The organism is Dactylosporangium sp. CA-139114 (genome assembly GCF_050955725.1).
GTDB lineage: Bacteria > Actinomycetota > Actinomycetes > Mycobacteriales > Micromonosporaceae > Dactylosporangium.
On sequence record NZ_CP192080.1, the window covers coordinates 3,457,827 to 3,475,571 of the forward strand.

Annotated in this window: 14 protein-coding genes; 10 read left to right on the forward strand and 4 right to left on the reverse strand. The window is 69.8% G+C overall.

Annotated features, from left to right (window positions below):
• The first annotated feature begins 980 nt into the window (after window positions 1-980).
• Window positions 981-1,523 carry a hypothetical protein gene (locus ACQP2P_RS15695; RefSeq protein WP_433616743.1) on the forward strand — a complete coding sequence of 181 codons (543 nt, stop codon included), beginning with the start codon at window positions 981-983 and terminating at the stop codon, window positions 1,521-1,523.
• On the opposite strand, the gene ACQP2P_RS15700 is transcribed toward ACQP2P_RS15695, so the two are convergent.
• A complete protein-coding gene (locus tag ACQP2P_RS15700) occupies window positions 1,483-1,713 on the reverse strand; it encodes a helix-turn-helix domain-containing protein (RefSeq protein WP_433616744.1) in 231 nt (76 codons plus the stop codon). The two genes, ACQP2P_RS15695 and ACQP2P_RS15700, sit on opposite strands and share 41 nt — an antisense overlap.
• 335 nt (window positions 1,714-2,048) lie before the next feature.
• Between ACQP2P_RS15700 and ACQP2P_RS15705 the strand changes: the two genes are divergently transcribed.
• Window positions 2,049-3,284: a tyrosine-type recombinase/integrase gene (locus ACQP2P_RS15705; protein ID WP_433616746.1), complete on the forward strand. Its 1,236-nt coding sequence runs from the start codon at window positions 2,049-2,051 to the stop codon at window positions 3,282-3,284.
• Between the two features lie 252 nt (window positions 3,285-3,536).
• On the opposite strand, the gene ACQP2P_RS15710 is transcribed toward ACQP2P_RS15705, so the two are convergent.
• On the reverse strand, window positions 3,537-3,773 hold the full coding sequence (locus ACQP2P_RS15710; RefSeq protein ID WP_433616748.1) for a helix-turn-helix transcriptional regulator: 237 nt from the start codon (window positions 3,771-3,773) through the stop codon (window positions 3,537-3,539).
• A 420-nt stretch (window positions 3,774-4,193) separates the two neighbouring features.
• On the opposite strand from ACQP2P_RS15710, the gene ACQP2P_RS15715 reads away from it, so the two are divergent.
• On the forward strand, window positions 4,194-5,474 hold the full coding sequence (locus ACQP2P_RS15715) for a DNA primase family protein (RefSeq protein WP_433619145.1): 1,281 nt from the start codon (window positions 4,194-4,196) through the stop codon (window positions 5,472-5,474).
• Between the two features lie 1,151 nt (window positions 5,475-6,625).
• The gene (locus tag ACQP2P_RS15720) at window positions 6,626-6,916 is read left to right on the forward strand and encodes a helix-turn-helix transcriptional regulator (RefSeq protein ID WP_433616749.1); all 291 of its coding nucleotides are present in this window, start codon (window positions 6,626-6,628) and stop codon (window positions 6,914-6,916) included.
• A gap of 69 nt (window positions 6,917-6,985) precedes the next feature.
• On the opposite strand, the gene ACQP2P_RS15725 is transcribed toward ACQP2P_RS15720, so the two are convergent.
• Window positions 6,986-7,705, reverse strand: coding sequence for a hypothetical protein (locus tag ACQP2P_RS15725; protein WP_433616750.1), 720 nt, complete (start codon window positions 7,703-7,705; stop codon window positions 6,986-6,988).
• Window positions 7,706-8,209: 504 nt separating this feature from the next.
• Between ACQP2P_RS15725 and ACQP2P_RS15730 the strand changes: the two genes are divergently transcribed.
• Window positions 8,210-10,027 (forward strand): S53 family peptidase, encoded by a 1,818-nt coding sequence (locus tag ACQP2P_RS15730; protein WP_433616751.1) that lies wholly within the window; start codon window positions 8,210-8,212, stop codon window positions 10,025-10,027.
• Window positions 10,024-10,941, forward strand: a complete 918-nt coding sequence (locus ACQP2P_RS15735) for a L,D-transpeptidase (RefSeq protein WP_433616753.1) — start codon at window positions 10,024-10,026, stop codon at window positions 10,939-10,941. The genes ACQP2P_RS15730 and ACQP2P_RS15735 overlap by 4 nt, the downstream gene beginning before the upstream one ends.
• A gap of 233 nt (window positions 10,942-11,174) precedes the next feature.
• Here the strand turns inward: ACQP2P_RS15735 and ACQP2P_RS15740 are convergent, their stop codons facing one another.
• On the reverse strand, window positions 11,175-11,762 hold the full coding sequence (locus tag ACQP2P_RS15740) for a hypothetical protein (RefSeq protein WP_433616755.1): 588 nt from the start codon (window positions 11,760-11,762) through the stop codon (window positions 11,175-11,177).
• Window positions 11,763-12,614: 852 nt separating this feature from the next.
• On the opposite strand from ACQP2P_RS15740, the gene ACQP2P_RS15745 reads away from it, so the two are divergent.
• The 4 genes from ACQP2P_RS15745 to ACQP2P_RS15760 all read left to right on the forward strand — a co-directional run bounded on the left by ACQP2P_RS15745 (window position 12,615) and on the right by ACQP2P_RS15760 (window position 17,668).
• Complete coding sequence (locus ACQP2P_RS15745) at window positions 12,615-13,694, forward strand: cellulose synthase operon protein YhjQ/BcsQ (protein ID WP_433616757.1); 1,080 nt, start codon at window positions 12,615-12,617, stop codon at window positions 13,692-13,694.
• Window positions 13,695-13,713: 19 nt separating this feature from the next.
• The gene (locus ACQP2P_RS15750) at window positions 13,714-14,094 is read left to right on the forward strand and encodes a hypothetical protein (protein WP_433616759.1); all 381 of its coding nucleotides are present in this window, start codon (window positions 13,714-13,716) and stop codon (window positions 14,092-14,094) included.
• A complete protein-coding gene (locus tag ACQP2P_RS15755; protein ID WP_433616761.1) occupies window positions 14,091-14,921 on the forward strand; it encodes a hypothetical protein in 831 nt (276 codons plus the stop codon). The genes ACQP2P_RS15750 and ACQP2P_RS15755 overlap by 4 nt, the downstream gene beginning before the upstream one ends.
• 554 nt (window positions 14,922-15,475) lie before the next feature.
• Window positions 15,476-17,668 carry a hypothetical protein gene (locus ACQP2P_RS15760; protein ID WP_433616762.1) on the forward strand — a complete coding sequence of 731 codons (2,193 nt, stop codon included), beginning with the start codon at window positions 15,476-15,478 and terminating at the stop codon, window positions 17,666-17,668.
• The last annotated feature ends 77 nt before the right edge of the window (window positions 17,669-17,745 follow it).

Sequence of the window (17,745 nt, forward strand, 5' to 3'; positions counted from 1 at the left end):
TGCTCACCGCATTGCGGGCGTCGAACCCGTCCCAGGCGGACTGTGCAGCCACCGCCACCAACCTGATGAAACACCCTGAACAAGTTCGACGGCGTCTGACGGAACCACTGCCAAACGGCGGCGGCTCTGCACCCATCGGGGCCGAGCCGCCGCACGGGCCGATCCCGACCACCTCACCAACCGCGCCCTGAGCGGTTCTGACCGCAAAGAGGTATGTCACCAGCCAGCCGAGGATCCGGTTCCGCCCTCCGACACGTCCGCAGATCTGGTACCCATACAGGGATTCAGGCGGCAGACCGGTCCAGGTTCCGTCTGCCTGCACGGTCGGCGCGGCGAGCAGGGCGAGCGCCGTGGTAACGCACGCACCGCCGACGTCAACGGCCGTCCCGAAGGCAGCGAGGGTGCCGCTCCATGTTCGGCGAAGCCCGGGATCGCCAGATACACAGCAACCCCGAACGGGCAGGCCGGCCCGTCGCAGACGGCCAGCGTGCCGCCGTAGGACCACGCGTTGGAAATACCGATCAGCTTGCGAAGGCCACCGTCGGCTCACCAGGAGGCACAGGCGGCACAGGCCATCGGCGATGAGCACGGTGAGCGCGTCGGCGCCGACGCTGACCCCGCTGCCAGCCCCGCCGGCGACCGCTGCTCCCCTGGTGACGGTGGCAGTTGACCGGCAGGCCTCGGTTACCTGCCGCCGGTCGGGCAGGGGTGAGGCACGTGCTGGAACGTCATGGCACCTTCCTCATCGGCTGGTCATGGAGCAACGCTGGACACCGAAGCGGCTGGTAGCGCGCATGCATCCGCAGCGAACGCCGCAGTAGTGCTGGACGATCAGCACGGGGGAGGACATCATGTCGACGGTTGCAAGGAGGCCGGGGAGTGGTCTTGGAGAGGGGCCGGTTGGGCCGCCGGGTTCACGCCCGGACTTCGCTGCTTTGTACGGCGTTGCGGGGGCTGTCGGAGACTTGACGCCCCGGACCGTGTCGGCGCTCTACACCGGCCTCTGCCTGGTCGCCGACGGGGTAGCGCTCGACACCGATGACCGCGGCGATATGCCGGTCGGTGCCGACCACAGGATTGAATGGCGGGCATTGGACGCCTTCCCGCCGGCATCCTGGCGGCAGGGTGCAAGGTGGCGCCGCAGGCTGGCCGCCCGGGGTAAGCACCTGATCAGAACCCTGGAGGTCGGCGGCGGCCTCGTGGCCGAGTGTGTCGTCGACTACCTGGTCCACCACCTGGCCATCGACCGTGCTCGCGACGAGATCTATGGCGCCCGCTCGGACCCTGACCATCCCAGCCACCACATCCCCGCGCACCCAGCCGACTTCCTCTGGCACCGCCTGCCGTACTCCAGCCCGCTCGGCGACCACGACGCGTTGTGCTACGCGCCCAACCACATCGCCATGCTCCATCGCAGCTACCGGGCGACCATCGACCGCCCCGAGCAGTGGTTCGACCCGATCGTTCCGCCAGCCACCTTGATCACCGAGGGCGGCGCCAGCCGCGCCGACGAGTCGAACTGACCTCCGTGGCCGGCTCAACCACCCGAAAGGCCGACTCCAGATCCTCCTCGGTGAATCGGATCAGGCGGCCACCGAGAACGTGGTGACGAATCCGGCCGCTGGCCACCCACTTGTGCAACGACGACTCGGACACCTCCAGCCGCGCGGCGGCCTCCGAGTACGTATAGAAGATCTCGCCGTTCACTTCCACGCGCTTCTCCCTTCTGTGTGTCGTTGCACAGAGTAACGGGTCGGCGGGCCTCCAATCGAAACTGTATTTTGTCCATATCGATGTCGTTTCATATCGGTTGAGGGGTTCGAGTCCCCTCAACTCCACCAATGGCGCATGGCCGCCGACCTGCTTCTACACAGGTCGGCGGCCATGGTCGTCTAGTCCAGGAACCCCTATTTGGGCCCACCGTGGGAACACCGCGCCATCCCAAGATCACTGGAGTGGCACCAGGTGGCACGTGGGCAACCACGCTTTGTGATGGTGACCTGGATCTAGGCGGGCGTGGTCGCTCCGCCAGGGAGGTCCTACGAGCGATGGCCAGCATCGAGACACGACAGCACAAATCGAGCCCGCCCACCTATCGAGTCAAGTGGCTAACGGGCGGACGACGTGGTGGTGAGCCGGATTACGAGACCTTCGACAACCTAAGGGATGCCAAAAAGTTCAAGTCGCTGGTGGATGCGCACGGCAACGTCAGGCCAGATCCCGACGTTTTGACCAAATTTGGGTTCGCCCACCTTGCCGACCTCGCCCAGCCCAGCGCGGATTCAGTGCATGTGTCCAGCGCTGTCCCACCGGAGACTGCGATGCCAACCTTCGAGCAATGGGCGCGGGATTACGTTGCGGACCTGGTCACTGTGAATCCGGAGACGCGACGAAAGTATCTTGAACGGTTGGAAGAGCACGTGTTCCCGACTCTTGGCTCACTTCCCGTTGATGCGATCACCGTTGGTGACTGCAAACGCTGGCAGAAGGAACTCCAGCGTAAGGGCCTCTCAGTCAAGACCATCAAGAACATCCGCGGGGACACCGTCTACCCGGCCTTCGAGAAGGCCTGCCTGCCTGGCGACGACGGTGAGAGGCCGCTACGCGGCTATAACCCTCTCAAGGGAGTCCCCGTGCCGAAGGCGATCCCATACAACCGGCAGGTGGTCAGCGATACCGAGGAAGCCGAGATACTGATCGCGGCCGCGTACACGATCGACCCGGAGATCGGGGACCTCGTGGTCACCAAGCTCTCGACCGGCATGCGGTGGGGTGAGATCGCGGCTCTGTGTGTTCGGGCGTTGAACAAGCGACAGAATTCTTTGTATGTTCTGCAGGTAGCGCGGCGGATCGACAACGTCTGGATTATCGAAGCGATGCCCAAGACCGAGGACGGGTTCCGTCAAATTCCGACTACTGACCCTGTCATGTCAATGCTCGTCCGCCGTGCCAGCGGACGGCGGCCGAACGATTTTCTGTTCTCGCCGCCCAGCGGAAGCCCGTTCTGGCTATATCACAACTTCTACAAGAAGTGGGAAAAGATCCTCAAATTGGCCCAGATGATGGGTCTCCCGAAGCACATTACGCCTCATGGGTTGCGGGCGTCGCTACTGACGTGGCTTGCTTCAGAGGGAATTGATCTCGAGGCACTTCGCAACATTGCCGGGCACAAACATGTCACCACGACGTACAAATTCTACGTGAAGCAAACGACGCGTCACTTCGCCGCGGTGAAGGCGGCGGTGTCACCTCTTGTGGCGGTCGCGCCGAAATTGGACGCATAGGATATAAAACAACCTTATTGTCTCTAGGCCGGGGTTCGTGCCGTAGCGCGAGCCCCGGAGTGCTGTCGACCCGCACGGCGAAATTGCGCCCGCGGCTGTTACAAGCGGTTCTGCCGAGCATCGTCGTTAAGGTCGCGCTAGTTGCCTTCGCCTGGCATCCCCGCGATGCGCGGGCAAACGCTTCGAAGATCCGTCGAGGGGTGGCCCTCGTCTAGGCGCGCCGGGGCGCAGAGGCCAGGCGTCCGAATCCGCCTAGCGTGGCCGCCGCCGAGGACTCCGCCTCCTGCCTATTGCTCGGACGGCCGACGTCGCCGGGACCGGTTTGAACGCGGTACGGAGGTCATCTTCGGTAAACCGCACCAACCGGCCGCCGGCACTGCGGTGGCACGAGATAAGACCATTCGCGACGTCCTTACGGAGCTTGGACTCGGAAATGCCGAGTAGAGCCGCCGCTTCCTTGTACGTGTAAAATCTGAGACTTTCGGCCACGGTTCCCTCCCTCTCCCTTGGCCTACGGATGCTCAATTCAATGTACGAGCAAGCTGCTGGCCGGTGCTACATGACGGATCTTGTTGCTGCCTGTTGACCCCGGGTGGTACGGGATGGCACCTGCACCGGGTCAGCGTTTTGCGCCCAGAATCGCGAAGTTGGGCGGGCCGCGGCTGCAAATAGTGGACGTGTCGCCATGTGCATTCTGTCGGCGGACCTGAGCTAAATGGCGGTGGTGCGCTCGTTCGTACCCGTATTCGGCTTTGTGTTCGCTGGCCTACCTGAGCGGGGTGGCTGCAGGTGAGCGAACAAGGTGGAGCTGCGCGACCGCCGCACGCCTGGGGCGCGACGGAAGACGGCCTGGCGCAGGCGGTAGCGCACACCCATGGACATGAGCTGCGGTTCTGTCCACAGCGCGGCATGTGGCTGCGTTGGAAGGGGCACCGATGGGTTTGGGACGAGGCTGAACGGCACCGGGAGCTGATTCGGGCGTTGGCGCGGGAACTGCCGACATCGTCCAAGTGGCGGCGTTTTCGACAAGGAGCTCTGTCCGCGGGTGGTGTCTCCGGGGTGGCGCGGCTCGCACGATCAGATCCCCGCCTGGTCGTAGAGCTCGGCCAGCTCGACACACACCCCTATGAGCTGAACACGCCGGGGGGCATCGTCGACCTGCAGACCGGTGAACTCCGCGCTGCGGATCCTCAGCGCCTGCATACCCGATCCAGCGCTGTGGCGCCGGACTTCGAGCGACGTGCCGAGGTGTGGGAGCGCTTTCTCGCAGACACTTTCGGCGAGGATGATGTGCTGCGCACCTACGTGCAGCGCCTTCTTGGCATCTCCGCACTGGGCGCGGTCCTCGAGCAGATCCTCCCGTTCGCGCTCGGCGCCGGCGCGAACGGCAAGTCGACGCTGCTGGAGGCGTCGATGCATGCGCTTGGGGTTGGCGGCTTCGGCTATGCGATCGCGGCGTCGTCGGAGCTGCTCATGCAGCGGCAGTTCGCCGATCACCCGACGGAGCTGGCTCAGCTGCACGGCGCCCGACTGGTTGTGTGTTCTGAGCTGAACGAGGGTGCGCGGTTCTCCGAGGGCCGGGTGAAGCAGCTGACCGGCCGGGACTCCATTCCGGCCCGGTACATGCGTGGGAACTGGTTTAGTTTCGCGCCGTCGCACACCCTATGGCTGCTCGGCAATCACCGGCCTGAGGTTCGGACCGGCGGCCTGGCTTTCTGGCGCCGGGTCCGGCTGATCCCCTTCAGCCGCACGCTGCCCGAGGACCGGCAGGACCGAAGGCTCGGCGAGCGACTGGCCGAGGAAGCCCCAGCGGTCCTGGCGTGGATCATTCGCGGCGCGGTCGACTACCACCGCAACGGGCTACCGGAGCCGCCGGCGGTGCGGGCGGCCACTGCGGCATACGCCCGTGACGAAGACAGCGTGGCGCGATTCGTTGCCGAATGCTGCCATCTCGCGGCCGACCAGCCACTGGTCCGCGTCGCGACGACCCGGTTCCGGCGGGCGTACGAGCGGTGGTGTCAGCAGACCGGCGACGCGCCGGTCACGGCGAAGCGCCTGACGCAGGATCTGGAACAGCAAGGTGTCCACACTGGCCGAGGCACGGGCGGTACGAGGCACTATGTCGGCGTCAGTCTGCTGCTGGCTGAAGACGACGATGAGAACAGCGACGACCGCCGCGGGAGCGTCTAACGTCCGATTCTTCTGCTGCGGCTGCCGCATCCTGTCGGCCAGTTGTGGGCTGTCAACGGCGGAGCAGCCAGGCGCCATGATCGGGAACGTGTCGTCGTGCACTGTGTGGGCCTTGTGTACTACGGGTGAGCGGGGCACGGCCGTTGGGTTCGGCGCCCAGGGGGCACCTGCGCGTGTGGCGCGGCTAGGTGATCGTCATGCGATGGAGCCGGGGCTAACCTTTGCAGCCGGTCGGCCGGCCGGTGCGGCTCCAGCCGGTGACAGGTGACAGATGTTGGCGACTTTTGGGTTTCGCTTCCTCGCGCGATACCTCGCATCGGCATTTCGGTCAACAAGTGAGACCCTATTGTGATGATCGTAATATTTGGGCTCGCGACTGAGTTGCAGGGAGGCGTGGCGCCCCGCGCGCGTCACGCGCGCGCGGCACGCTAACCCCGTCTGCCGAATGAATCCGTCACCCGTCACCGCTCGTGCCGCACTTGGCTGTTGGTTGATCAAGGTCGCTGCGGGACGGCTGCTGCTCTGCGGTGCCGGGTTGGTGCGCGCCGGAACGTTTTCGTGTTGGTTGATGTCCGATGTGCATGCCTGTGACGGCGGTATAGCTTGGTGCTCGGCGAGCGCGCATGCCGGGTCGGCGCGTTGTCCCTGCTAGTCGTTGTGCCGCTGCGCATTTGTGCCCTGCACTTTAAAAGGTGGGCATCGATCCTTGCTTCTGGGGATTGGTGCGACGGCGTGCTTCACTCCGCCGATCGTTCGTCATTGATCTTGACGCTAGTTGGCTCGTCGTGGTTACGCTGCCGGGAGCAGGCGACTCGTGGGCGGGTGATCACTGTCCGCACCCGTTGCCACAGCTACGAGGTCAACAGGACGCGATGGTTCGGGGCATCGCGATGCTCCCAGAACTGGATCAATCACCGGTGCCGTGCGCTTGCCGACTTAGGCTCGCGCCGATGGGGACAGCGAGATCCACGTGATGGGCGGCCGGGTGTTCCGTGTCCACCAAACGGGGAGGGGTGCAGACCGGTGCTGCGCGAGGCAGGTAAAGACCGGGCAATCCTGAGGCCGGCGACGTGCCGGGAAGTCGGCGGCAAGGACCAGGATCTCTGGTGTCGGGTTGTGTCCGCGGTCGAGCAGGCGCGCGGGGGTGCGGGGTGAGTGAGCTGCCGGACCGGCTGCCAACGGCGGATGACGTCGCCCGGATGACACCTGGTGAGCGGATTTTCCACTACCGAAATCTTTTGAACTACTCCCAGTCTGACCTGGTCGGCCATATGCGTTTGATCGCCGCGAACTACCGCGGGACCGGTGTGGATCGTCGACAGATCTCACGCTGGGAGACCGGTCGACACACTCCGGATCCGTACAGCCGGCACCTGTTGGCGATGGCGTTGCACGTGACGGTTGCTGACCTGGGTCTGCTACCGAACCCGTACTTCAGATAGCCGGTAGGCGGCGACGTATCGGCGAGTAGCGCAGATGGGTGTGCAGCGCCGCCGGGTGCGCGGAACCGCTCACATCGGAGCCCGGACGCCGTGTAGGCCCTCGCCGGGCGCGCGCACCAGATGGATGAGGTCTGCGGCGTAGGCATGCAACGCCACAGCTAGATCCGTCGGACGTTCGATGTCGTACACCGCACCGGGCTCCGTGAAGAGGTTGCCCGGAGCGTCGGGGTCGCTGGGCGGCTCTTCGACGTGTTTGGCCTCGGGATCGTCGTACCCGTCGAGGCGGTCGCGCCCAGTCCGGTACTGCTCGACAGCATCGAGGACTGCCTGGTATGCCGCTCGTGGCAGCTGATCCTGCGGTGAGCTGGCATCCCGGATGTCGGTGAGGTACGCGGTGGGGTCCGTCAGGAACTGCTCGACCGTCGGCACGGGCTTTAGCGCAGCAACATTGCCCTGCCGTGGCCGTGAGCGGAACGCAATCGCCGCGTCGGCCTGGACGGCGTACTGCAACGCCACGCGGGTGTACAGCACCGTCAACCGGTCCGCGTGCGCGGCGGCTGCGCCGGCCAACTGCTGGTACACATGCAGTTCAGTTGGCCCGGCCTGTACGCCGCAGCCGAATTGCCGCTGATGCAGCCGATAGTCGGCCGCGTGCTCGCCGGCGGCGGCCGTCAGCAGCGCCGCAGCCGCTTCGTTGGCTGCGTGACCAAGGTCGGTGAGCAGGCGTTCGAGTTCTGCCGGCAGGGTGCTTCGGCCGAGCGCTTCATGCCAATGCTGACCAGACCTCACGTACCGTGGCCCCCTCGTGCTGTCCGCCGCGCGCGGTGCGGCAGGTTCATCGTCGCGGTTCGGTGCTGCCGTGCGTACCCGTCACTGCCCCGCTTGGCACCCCTTGGCACGTTCCGCTCGCCTGAGCGAACGACCAATGTCATTGGCGTGACCAGCTCAACCAGACCACGCCGCATGCATCTCGCACCCACGCCGCCGGTCATGGGCAGCGCGCAGCGAGACGAATGTGGCTGACACATCACGGTTCCGGACCTCGGTCGCGGACCGACGTCCGGAACCTGCTGCGGCTCCGCCGTCCTTGGCGGACACCTGCCCAGCGGTCGGCCGGAGGTCTGGTGCACAGCCACGAGCTGGTCGTCCATGACCACCGTCGCGGCATCGGTCGGGCCGGCGCATCGGTGACCTTCGCGTCACCGTATCAGCCCCTCTGCGTCCTGCCGCCGACAACCCGATGACGGTGTCGTCGATCTCTGTGGCGTAAGCCAGTTAGGAGAACAACCCCTCATGCGCCTTGCACGCATCGTGCTGGCCATCACCGGCAGCGCGCTCGCCACGCTGCTGGTCGCTGCCGGCCCCGCGCACGGCACACCCATCCCGCCAGGTGGCGGCGGTGCTCTCGCCGCCGACCAGCAGGTCACAGTCACCCTGACGTTGGCCGCCGCGGATCCTTCCGCAGTTCAGGCGTACGCCGCGGCCGTCACGTCACCCGGCACCGCCACCTACGGCAAACACCTCACCCGCCAGCAGCTGCGTGAGCAGCTTGGCGCCGACCGGGCCCGGGTCGCCCGCGTCACCGCCTGGGCCAGCCGGGCCGGGTTCAACGTCCAGGGTCTCGACGACACCGGGACCCGACTCACCCTGACCGGCACCGCCCGCGCGGCCCGGGCCGCATTCGGCGTCCAGCTGTCCACGCAGACCCGGCACGGCGTCCGGGCCCTGACCGCATCAGGTCCGGCGCGGCTGCCGGCGAAGGTGGCCCCCGACGTGCAGGCCGTGACCGGTCTGACGCAGCGGGTCGCGCAGCCGCTGTCGGTGCGCCCGGCGGCCAACGTCAAGCCGCTCGCCGACGGCCAGTACTGCTCGACGTTCTTCGGCGAGTGGAACAAGGGCTCGGTGCCGCAAAAGTATCAGGCCGGTCGGCAGTCGAACCCGATCTGCGGCTACAACGGCACCCAGCTGCGCAGTCTCTACGGACTGGGCGGTGGCGACCGTGGCGCCGGGCAGACCATCGTCATCGTCGGCGCCTACCACCAGGCCTCGACCCTGGCCGACGCCAACCGGACGTTCGCGGCCAACGGCATCCCGGCACTGCCGGCCGACCGGTTCGTGGTCAAGTCCTACGCGCCGCCGACGACCGTGCAGGGCTGCGACGTGCCGCTGTGGAACGTCGAGGAGGCCCTGGACGTGCAGGCGGCGCACACCATCGCCCCCGACGCGAAGATCGTCTACGCGGCCGCGCCCGACTGCACCCAACTGGACGAGACGGTCGCCAAGGTGATCGCCGACAGCAGCATCGACACGACGATCATCTCCGCCTCGTGGGGCATCGCCGGTGAACCGAACGACCCGAGCTACCTGCAGGCCGTCAACGCCATCCTGGCCCGCGCCGCGATCCTCGGCGTGGGCGTCTATGCCGCGTCCAGGGATACCGGCGACAACAGCGCCGTCGAAGGCGCCAACGGCCCCAGCGTGCTGTTCCCGGCGGCGAGCCCGTGGGTGACCGCGGTCGGCGGTACCTCCACCGGCATCGGTGCGAACAACAAGCCGATCATCCAGACCGGCTGGGAGTCGGCCGCGAGCCGGCTGCAGGGCAGCACCTGGCAGCGGCTCAGCCCGCCGTTCATCGGCGGCGCCGGCGGCGGCACGTCGAGCTACTTCGACAAACCGTCGTGGCAGGCCGGCCTCCCCGGCACCCGCCGGTCCGTCCCGGACGTGGCCGCCCTCGCCGACCCCTACACCGGCTTCCTGATCGGGTGGAGCTCCGGCGGGCAGTACCGCACCAGCCCGATCGGCGGCACCTCCCTGGCCGCGCCGATCGTGGCGTCCCTCGCCGCGGTCGCGCAGAGCCGCGCCGGCAACGGCACCGTCATCGGCCTGGCCGCACCGATCCTCTATGCCCGGGCCGGCACCGGCGCCATCACCGACGTCGGGCACGTCGACGCCGGTATCTGGACCCCGGCGATCAACGACAGCCTGCCGGCCGGGGACTACCTCATCGACCTCGACGGCGGGCCGCAGAGCCTGCGCACCGGGCCCGGCTACGACCACGTCACCGGCCTCGGCACGCCCGGCCCGAACTACCTGACCGCCCTGGTCTCATGACCCGCCACGACAGCGACCCCAACGGTCGTCCCGACACCGCGAGGCGCCGGGCCAAACACTCGGTATGGCCCACGACCGCCGTCGTCGCTGTCGTGGCCGGCCTGCTCACCGCCGCGATGGTGCTGGCCACCCATGCGCAACGCCCACCGGCGAGCACCTTGACGACTCCGCCGCAGCCCGCGCGCAGCGAGGTCCTCGAGGACGCCATCGGGCCGGTCGTCCAGCCGACCGCGGTGCCACACATCGCGCCGGTCGTCCTCGCGCAACTGCCCGAGGCGACGACCGACACCATCATCCCGGCCGCACCGCTGGACACCGACCGCACCGCCGGCACCGACGGTGCCGTCGTGCACAACCGCGCACCGATCGCGGTCTTCGACCAGCCAGGCGGAAACCCGATCGCGCGGCTGCCCACCGTCCAAGCGGCCAGCAGCACCTGGTTGCCGGTCATTGACCGGCAACCAGGCTGGGTCCGGGTCCTGCTCCCCAGCCAGCCCAACGGCGCGAGCGGCTGGCTCGACGCCACCGCGGTCGACGCGGCCCGCACCCCGTACGAGATCCGGGCCAGCGTCCACACCAGGACGCTGACCCTGGTCCGGGACGGAGCGGAGATCGGCCGGTGGAGTGTCGCGGTCGGCGCTGCGGCAACACCGACACCGACCGGGCGGACGTTTCTCCTCGCCCAGATCACGGACCCGACCCAGACCTTCTCCCCGGTGATCCTGGCCCTGGGCACACACAGTGCCGTACTGGCCAGCTACCACGGCGGACCAGCAACAACGGCCCTACACACCTGGCCGGACCACACCGTGTACGGCCACGCCGTCAGCAACGGCTGCCTCCGCGTGCCCACCGCGGCGCTGAACGCCCTGACCCAGGTTCCGCTCGGCACCCTCGTCCGCATCGACCCGTGACTGCGCGGGGCGACGCGGGCTGCATCAGCGCAAGGGTCGGCCCTGCGTCGACCACCTCGACCGGCCGACCGGTCCGGTTTCCGCGACACCCATCATCGACAGGAGCAACTGCTCGTGCAGACCAGAACCGTTCGACGTCTTGCCGCGCTCGGCGTCACCGTCGCCGGAGGAACGCTGGGGTTCGCCATGTGGGCAACCTCCGCCGGCGCGGCCGCCACCTACCACGACGCCGCCTACGGCATCTCGGCCAGCGGCGCCGCACCGATCGGCGCCAAGCCGTCGGTGTCTTCCACCGACGGCACCACGCACAGCGCCAGCGGCGGTGCACGCTCCTCCGACGGCACCATCACCCTGAGCGCCGCCACCGTGCAGGCCGGCGGCGGCAAGGCCAGCGCCACCGTCACCGGCTTCTCCGCCTTCGACGGCCTCGTCTCGGCATCCTCGGCGTCGGCGTCCTGCACCAACGGCCAGACCACGTCCAGCGTCAGCGGCACCGCCGCCGGCCCGCTCGGTAAGAAGGGCACAGTCGCGCACGGCGTCAAGATCCGCAACGGTGACGGGTCGGTGACCATCATCGCGATGCAGGTCACCATCAAGGCCGGCGCCGGCACCGAAGCGGCCACCATCAACCTCGCGGTCGCGACCTGCGCCGCTCCCGGTGGCAACCCCACGCCGTCCGCGACCACCGGCAAGCCGAGTTCGTCGCCGCCGAGCAGCAGCCCGACCACGTCACCCACGACGTCGCCCACGGTGAGCCCGACGACCGGTGGCCCCAGTACCGGTCCGAGCACCACGCCGCCCACCACCAGCAGCCCGACCACGAACCCGACGGTCGCTCCGCCGGGCGGTGCAGCTCCGACCTCGGCGGCGCCGGTGCCGACCCCGGGCCAGACCCACGCGCCCGTCACCGGGTAACCGCGACCGTTCCCCTTCGACACGGCGGCGGCCGAGCCACTGGCTCGGCCGCCGCGACACGTACCGCCCGGTGATGTTGCGTGACGCCGCAGCCCGGCCAGGACCCCGGCGAGGGCGACCGCGCCGCGCCGAGGCCGATCGGTCGAATCTCGCCGGCGCAGGACATGACCGGGCCAACGCCCGCTTGCGTACGCGAGCACGCACCACCGCGGCGGCGCAGGTAAACCGCTGCACGAGCCGCGCACCGTCCGCCGTGCGCGCCGTTTCCATGCCTCCCTTCCGGCCTTCGCGCGCCGCCCGACCGGAGGACCGTCCCTTGTGGACGTTGGCACCAGGCGGCACCGGTTGGCCCGTTCCGATGGCCGACCGTGGCGGGCAGGGTCGAACCGTGATCGTGGTGCGTTCGTCCGTGGCGCAGCAGCCGTACGGCTGTTACGGGGGTTCGCGGCCGAGCGGCCATCACGACACGGCGGCGCACGCCTGCGTGCGTCGTGGCAACCGCTCCACGCCGAGGTTCGGCGGAGCGGCGCTGCTCTGCGGGCCGTGCTTCCCCGGCGGCTCGCGGGGGCGGCTGACCGGCGCGACCTGTTTCCACCGCCCCGGGCAGGTCTGCGCCCACCGTGCGGCCGCGGCGAGCACTCACCCCGATCGCCGCGGCCCCACCCCACGAACCCTGCCGAGACTGCGGCATCCCGGGCGGGGACCGCCCCCGAGGACGTTGGCCGCCCCAAGACCTGCTGCCCGAGAAGGAGGAACCGGTGCCTGATGTCGTTGCCCACGCCCGCGCAGCCGCCAAGCCCGGCGCGCACCCCGCGCCGTCCGGCGCCGATGCCCGACGGCATCCGGGCACCGTGCTAGCGGGGCGGCGCACGACCGCCGTCCCGCCAGCTGATGGCAGCGCACGGGTGGTGCCCCGCGAGTTCGGCGGCGGCGCCATCGTGGAACGACTGTGGCAGGCGGCGGCACACCTCCCGGTGGGCGGCGCGCTGATCGGTGTCTCCTCCGCCGACGGCGGGGTCGGCCGGTCCACCATCACCGCAGCGCTCGGCGGTGTTCTGGCCTGCGCTGTTCCCGGTCTCGTCCTCGCGGTCGACGCGACCGCACGCAGCTGGGGCGGTCTGACCGAACGCGTCGCTGACGGCGACGGCACCGTCTGGGATGCCGTTGCCGGCCTCGACGCCGCCGACGCCAGCGACGGGCAAACCCGGCCGCAGGTGCACATCGACCTGGACACGGTGCTCGGCTGGACGCGGCGCACTCCGGCCGGGTTGCATTCGCTGGTCGCCGAGCCGCAGCGCACCGCGCAGCGACGCCCGCCGGTGCTGCGCGAGACCCGAACCGCCGTGGATCGGCTGCACCAGCACTTCGCCGTCGCACTGCTGGACCTGCCGGTAGCCGACACCCGGCCGGCATGGCAGTCCCTGCGGGACGTGACCGTGCCGATCCTCGTGGCCCGCGCAGCGGTGGACAGTCTGCGGCACACCCAGCGCCTGCTGGCACAACTGCGCGCCGCCGAACTGGGCGACGTCGTAGACCGCACGGTGCTGGCGGTCGTGGTGACCGTGCCGAACCCGCCACGGGAAGCGAAGGCGCTGGGCCGGCAGACCGCTGAGCTGGTCCGACATGTCGTCGAGGTGCCGTATGACCCACACCTGGCCCGGCCCGAGCCGGTCGATCCGCGCCGTACCCGCCGCGCCGCGCGACACGCCCTGCTGGAACTAGCCGCCGCCTGCCTGAGGCGAAGCAAGCCCACCGCCGGCCCATCCAGGGCCAGCGCCGACGCCGCCGACGCCGACGCGCCGGCCGCCACAGCGGCCGGCCGCGCAGCGACGGCGTAGCCGACAAGGAGTCCAACTGATGTTGTCCTACGCGGGGGCGTGGATCACTGCAACGCTGACCCACACCGGTCCACAACTCCTGCTCGCGCCCACACCGACCCCGCCCGGCGGCACCGATCCCGGCGGCGGATTCGATTGGAACAAGGTCCACCCCGACCCCGCCGCCGTCCCCAAGAGCGACCTGTTCTACCAGCTGTGCAACGCCGCCCTGTTCCTGGGCATCGTCGCCGCGGTGTGCGGGATCGCTGCCGGCGCCATCGCGTTCTCCGTCGGGCCGATCTTCGGGTCACACATCATCAGCGACCGCGGCAAGTCGATGATGTGGAAGGCCGGTCTCGTCGCCCTCATCGTCGGGTCCGCGACCAGCGTCATCGCCTGGCTGCTCACGGCGGCGGCGTGATGGGCGCCGCCTACAAACCGGCCCACGCCGGCCCGTCGACGGGCCGCCGGTTCGGCACCGCGCTGCTGCTGTACGCGCTGGTCTTCGTCCTCGGCGTCGCGACGGACCGGTGGATCCTGGCTCCAGGCGCGGCAGGCGGTGACGGCCCGGCAGCACGCGCCGGCGCCGCGGGCGTGCGTCTGGTCGATGGCGTCCCCGTCGGCTATCCGGTGACCGCACGCGGCGCGGGCGAGGCCGCCGCACGATTCGAGACCGTCCTGACCGCCGCCGGAGCCCTCGAACACAGCGCGGCGCTCGCATTCGCCGGCCGCCTGTGCACCGCCAACGCGGCCGGCCTCGCCGACCAACTCGTCCCGTCCGTGCCCCGCGACGCCGTGGGCGCGATCCAGCAGAGCACGACGGTGCGGGTCTGGGCCGCCCACGCTTCCGACACCACCGCCCTGCCGGTCGGTGCGAAGGTCGACGTGCAGACGTACGTGCTGGTCCTGCTCGGGACCGCCCCCAACGTGGACGGGAACCCCGGTGGCGGGACCGGAACCGAGACGCCACCGATCACGACGCCTGGCGCCACCCTGCCCCCGAGCCCGACCGGCAGCCCCACCCTGGGGCCCACCAGCACCGGCAACGCATCTGGGCCGGTACTCGCCGCCGGGTGGATGCTGCACGACCTGACCATGCAGCTCACCCCCGACGGATGGCGCATCGCGGCCATCGCCGCTCCCGTGCCGGCCTCCCCGCCCGGCGCACTCGACACCGCCGCAAGCCAGCAGGACGCGCGACTGCTCGCGAAGGTCTTCGGCCCGGACAGCTGGGTCCCGCTGTCATGACCGCGTCCAACCGGCCGGCTCCGGTGCACCACTGGAAGTCGGCCGCCAGTCAGCGGCCGCGCGGCTTCGTCGCGGTATGGGGAGCCGTCGTCGCGGTGGCGGTGCTGGCGATGGTGATCATCCACCACGGCGCTAGCCGGTGGCCGGGCCGACCGATGTCGGCGACCCGGGACTCGGCAACATCGCAGGCGCAACATCGCACCCGGGACCATCTGCCGCGCCGAGCCCGAACTCAGCTGGCCCGGATCCGTCGCCGCCTGGCGTCGCCGAGCCGGCAGCGGCCGTCGGCAAAGGCCGGTGCCGCCGGCGAACCGCCGCAGCCAGTCGCCCCGTCGGACATCGTCAGGACGCGGGCCAGCCGCACGAGTGACCGTCCGCCAGCGCCGCGTAGCACCTCCCGCCGCGCAGCACGGGGCGGCACCGGCTGGACCCGTGTGCTGGGCATCCTCACCGGCGGAGCCCTTTCAGCGGCGGTGCTGCTCGCACTGCTCACCCCTGGCGTGGCGGCGGCCGATCCGTCCAGTCCCGCCGCGCCACCCACAACATCGCCGACGGTGTCGCCGTCCGCGCCCGGGCAGGGACCGGACACGTCGGACTGTATCGGTGAGGCGCCGGTCGGCGCGCAGCGCTGGTGCCTGCGATGGGTCCGCTACACGGCCACACCACCCCAGGGGGCGCCGTCACACTGGACGACCGCCTGCAGCGTCACCCGCACCGCCGACGAATACGCCGTCTGCCAGGCCGTCACCCTGACGCTCAACACCAGGCCGCCCACCGGGACCCCGTCCGTCCTGGCCGACGTCCCGAGCGGCACCGCACCCAGCACGGACCTGGTGCGATGCGCCCTGTTCACCGACCAGGCAACCGCGCACCCCGACCAGGCCGACGCCTGGACCGCCCTGCACGACCGGTGCGTCGCCGCCGCGCCCGCGCTGCTGCAGGCGCTGCGCCCGCAGAAGATCGTCGGTGCCGCCGGCGACAGCTGCGACACCCTGGACCAGCAGTGCCGCATCGAGAAGGCGCTCAAAGACGCGGTCGCCGCCGGAATCCGCACCGGCATCTCCGGCCTCACCGACTTCTTCGTCCAAGCCGTCGGCTACATGCTGTCCCTGCTGGCGAAAATGGTCCTGACCAAGACCAGCATCGGCTCACCGGACGAGGCGTTCTTCTTCAGCTACAACGCCGCCGCCGGCATCCTCATCGTGCTCGTCTTCATCTACTTCATCTGGGCCACGATCATCAACGGGCTGCGGGTGCAAGGACCCGGCCCGGTCGCCACCCTCGGCGGGCTCGTCCGGGCCATTCTGGGCATCACCCTCGCCGGAGGGATCGCGTGGACCGTCGTCGCCGCGTGGGACGAGGCGACCAACGCCCTGATCGACTACAACGCCGACACCGGCTGGGACGCGTCGCTGTGGCTGACGGCGTTCACGGCCCTCGCCGGGGAGGCGGGCGCCGGCGCGCTGGTGCTCGTCGTGGCGATCTTCGCCCTGATCGGGCTCGCGCTGCTGTTCATCATGATGACCTTCCGTGGGCTGCTCACCACGGGCGCAGCCCTGCTCGGTGCGATGGCCATGTCAGGCCAGGTCAAGGAAGAGACCCGGCCGTGGGCCCGCACCTGGTTCTGGACCGTCAACGCCCTCGCGGCGAGCAAGTTCTTCATCACCCTGTTCTGGATCTACGGCACCCGCGCCGCCTACGGCAGCGACGACTTCACCACCGTGCTGCAGGCGGTGCTGCTGATCTGGCTGATGGTCCTGTGCCCCGGCATCATGCTGCGCCTGACGTCGATCTTCGACGCGTACCTGTCCGATGTGAACAGCCGCGGCCTGGTCACCGCCGCCGCGGCCGGGATCGGGGACCTGGCAACCCGGGGAGCTGACGCCGCCATGCAGCGCCTCGGCGGCCGCAACGGCGGCGGCGACGCGACGGAGCTCATGGACGCCAACATCGCCGAGATGCCCACCGACCCCGGCCAGACGGGCGGCGACATCGAACCCGACGAGGGCGGCGACGCAGGCGACGGAGGCGGCGATGAAGATCCGGGCAGCGGGCTCGAGCAGGTAGCCGGCCTCGAGGACGGGCCGGTCGACGACGCCACCAAGGCCGTGGAGACCGGCCAGGACGGCGGCCGTCCCGGTGATCCGAGCCAGGCCGGAGGCCCGGCGACCGGCAGCACCGACGGTGCGGAGCCCGAGACTGCCGAGGCGGCCGGCCAGCCACACGCCGGGGAGGCCGCAGACACCGAAGGCGCCGCCCGCAGCGCCCGGCACGACCTCGGCTCCGGCGAGCTCACTGCGCCGGGGCAGACCGGAGACAGCGGTGCCGTGCCGCTGTCGCCGGACGCCGTGGCCGCGTCAGCGAGCGGCAACGGCGCCGACCCGACGGGCGTCGACCCCGCCGCGGCAGACCGAGCCGGCGCCGGACCGACCGGCGCCAAACAGACTGACGGCGAGCAGACCGGTGCGGCCGCCCAGGCGGGTGGCGACGGCGCCGCCGGCTCCGGCGGACTACCGGGCAGCCCGGACTCGGTCGGGCTCGGCCCTGCCGGCAGCCCGCCCGGCGGACCGGACCCCGACGGCGACCCAGGCCAACCCGGCGCCGGAGACCCACCACCCGATCCTCCTGAGCCTGGCCCCGGCGGCGGCACCCCGTCCGGCGGCGGCGGACCCAGCGCGGGTCCGTCCAGCGGAGGCGGCGGCGCGGCGGCCGGTTCAGCGGAGGAACTCGCGGTGGTCGCGGTGTAGCCGCCGTGGAGTCGCGGGGGCCGCCGCCGCAGGTCGGCGGCGCCTCTCGGCGAGCAACGACAGCAGTCCGGTACGGC

Bases quoted from the DNA above. Each gene is read 5' to 3' on its own strand.
- ACQP2P_RS15705 (WP_433616746.1), top strand. From the start codon at position 2,049: ATGGCCAGCATCGAGACACGACAGCACAAATCGAGCCCGCCCACCTAT.
- ACQP2P_RS15715 (WP_433619145.1), top strand. From the start codon at position 4,194: ATGTGGCTGCGTTGGAAGGGGCACCGATGGGTTTGGGACGAGGCTGAA.
- ACQP2P_RS15730 (WP_433616751.1), top strand. From the start codon at position 8,210: ATGCGCCTTGCACGCATCGTGCTGGCCATCACCGGCAGCGCGCTCGCC.
- ACQP2P_RS15735 (WP_433616753.1), top strand. From the start codon at position 10,024: ATGACCCGCCACGACAGCGACCCCAACGGTCGTCCCGACACCGCGAGG.
- ACQP2P_RS15750 (WP_433616759.1), top strand. From the start codon at position 13,714: ATGTTGTCCTACGCGGGGGCGTGGATCACTGCAACGCTGACCCACACC.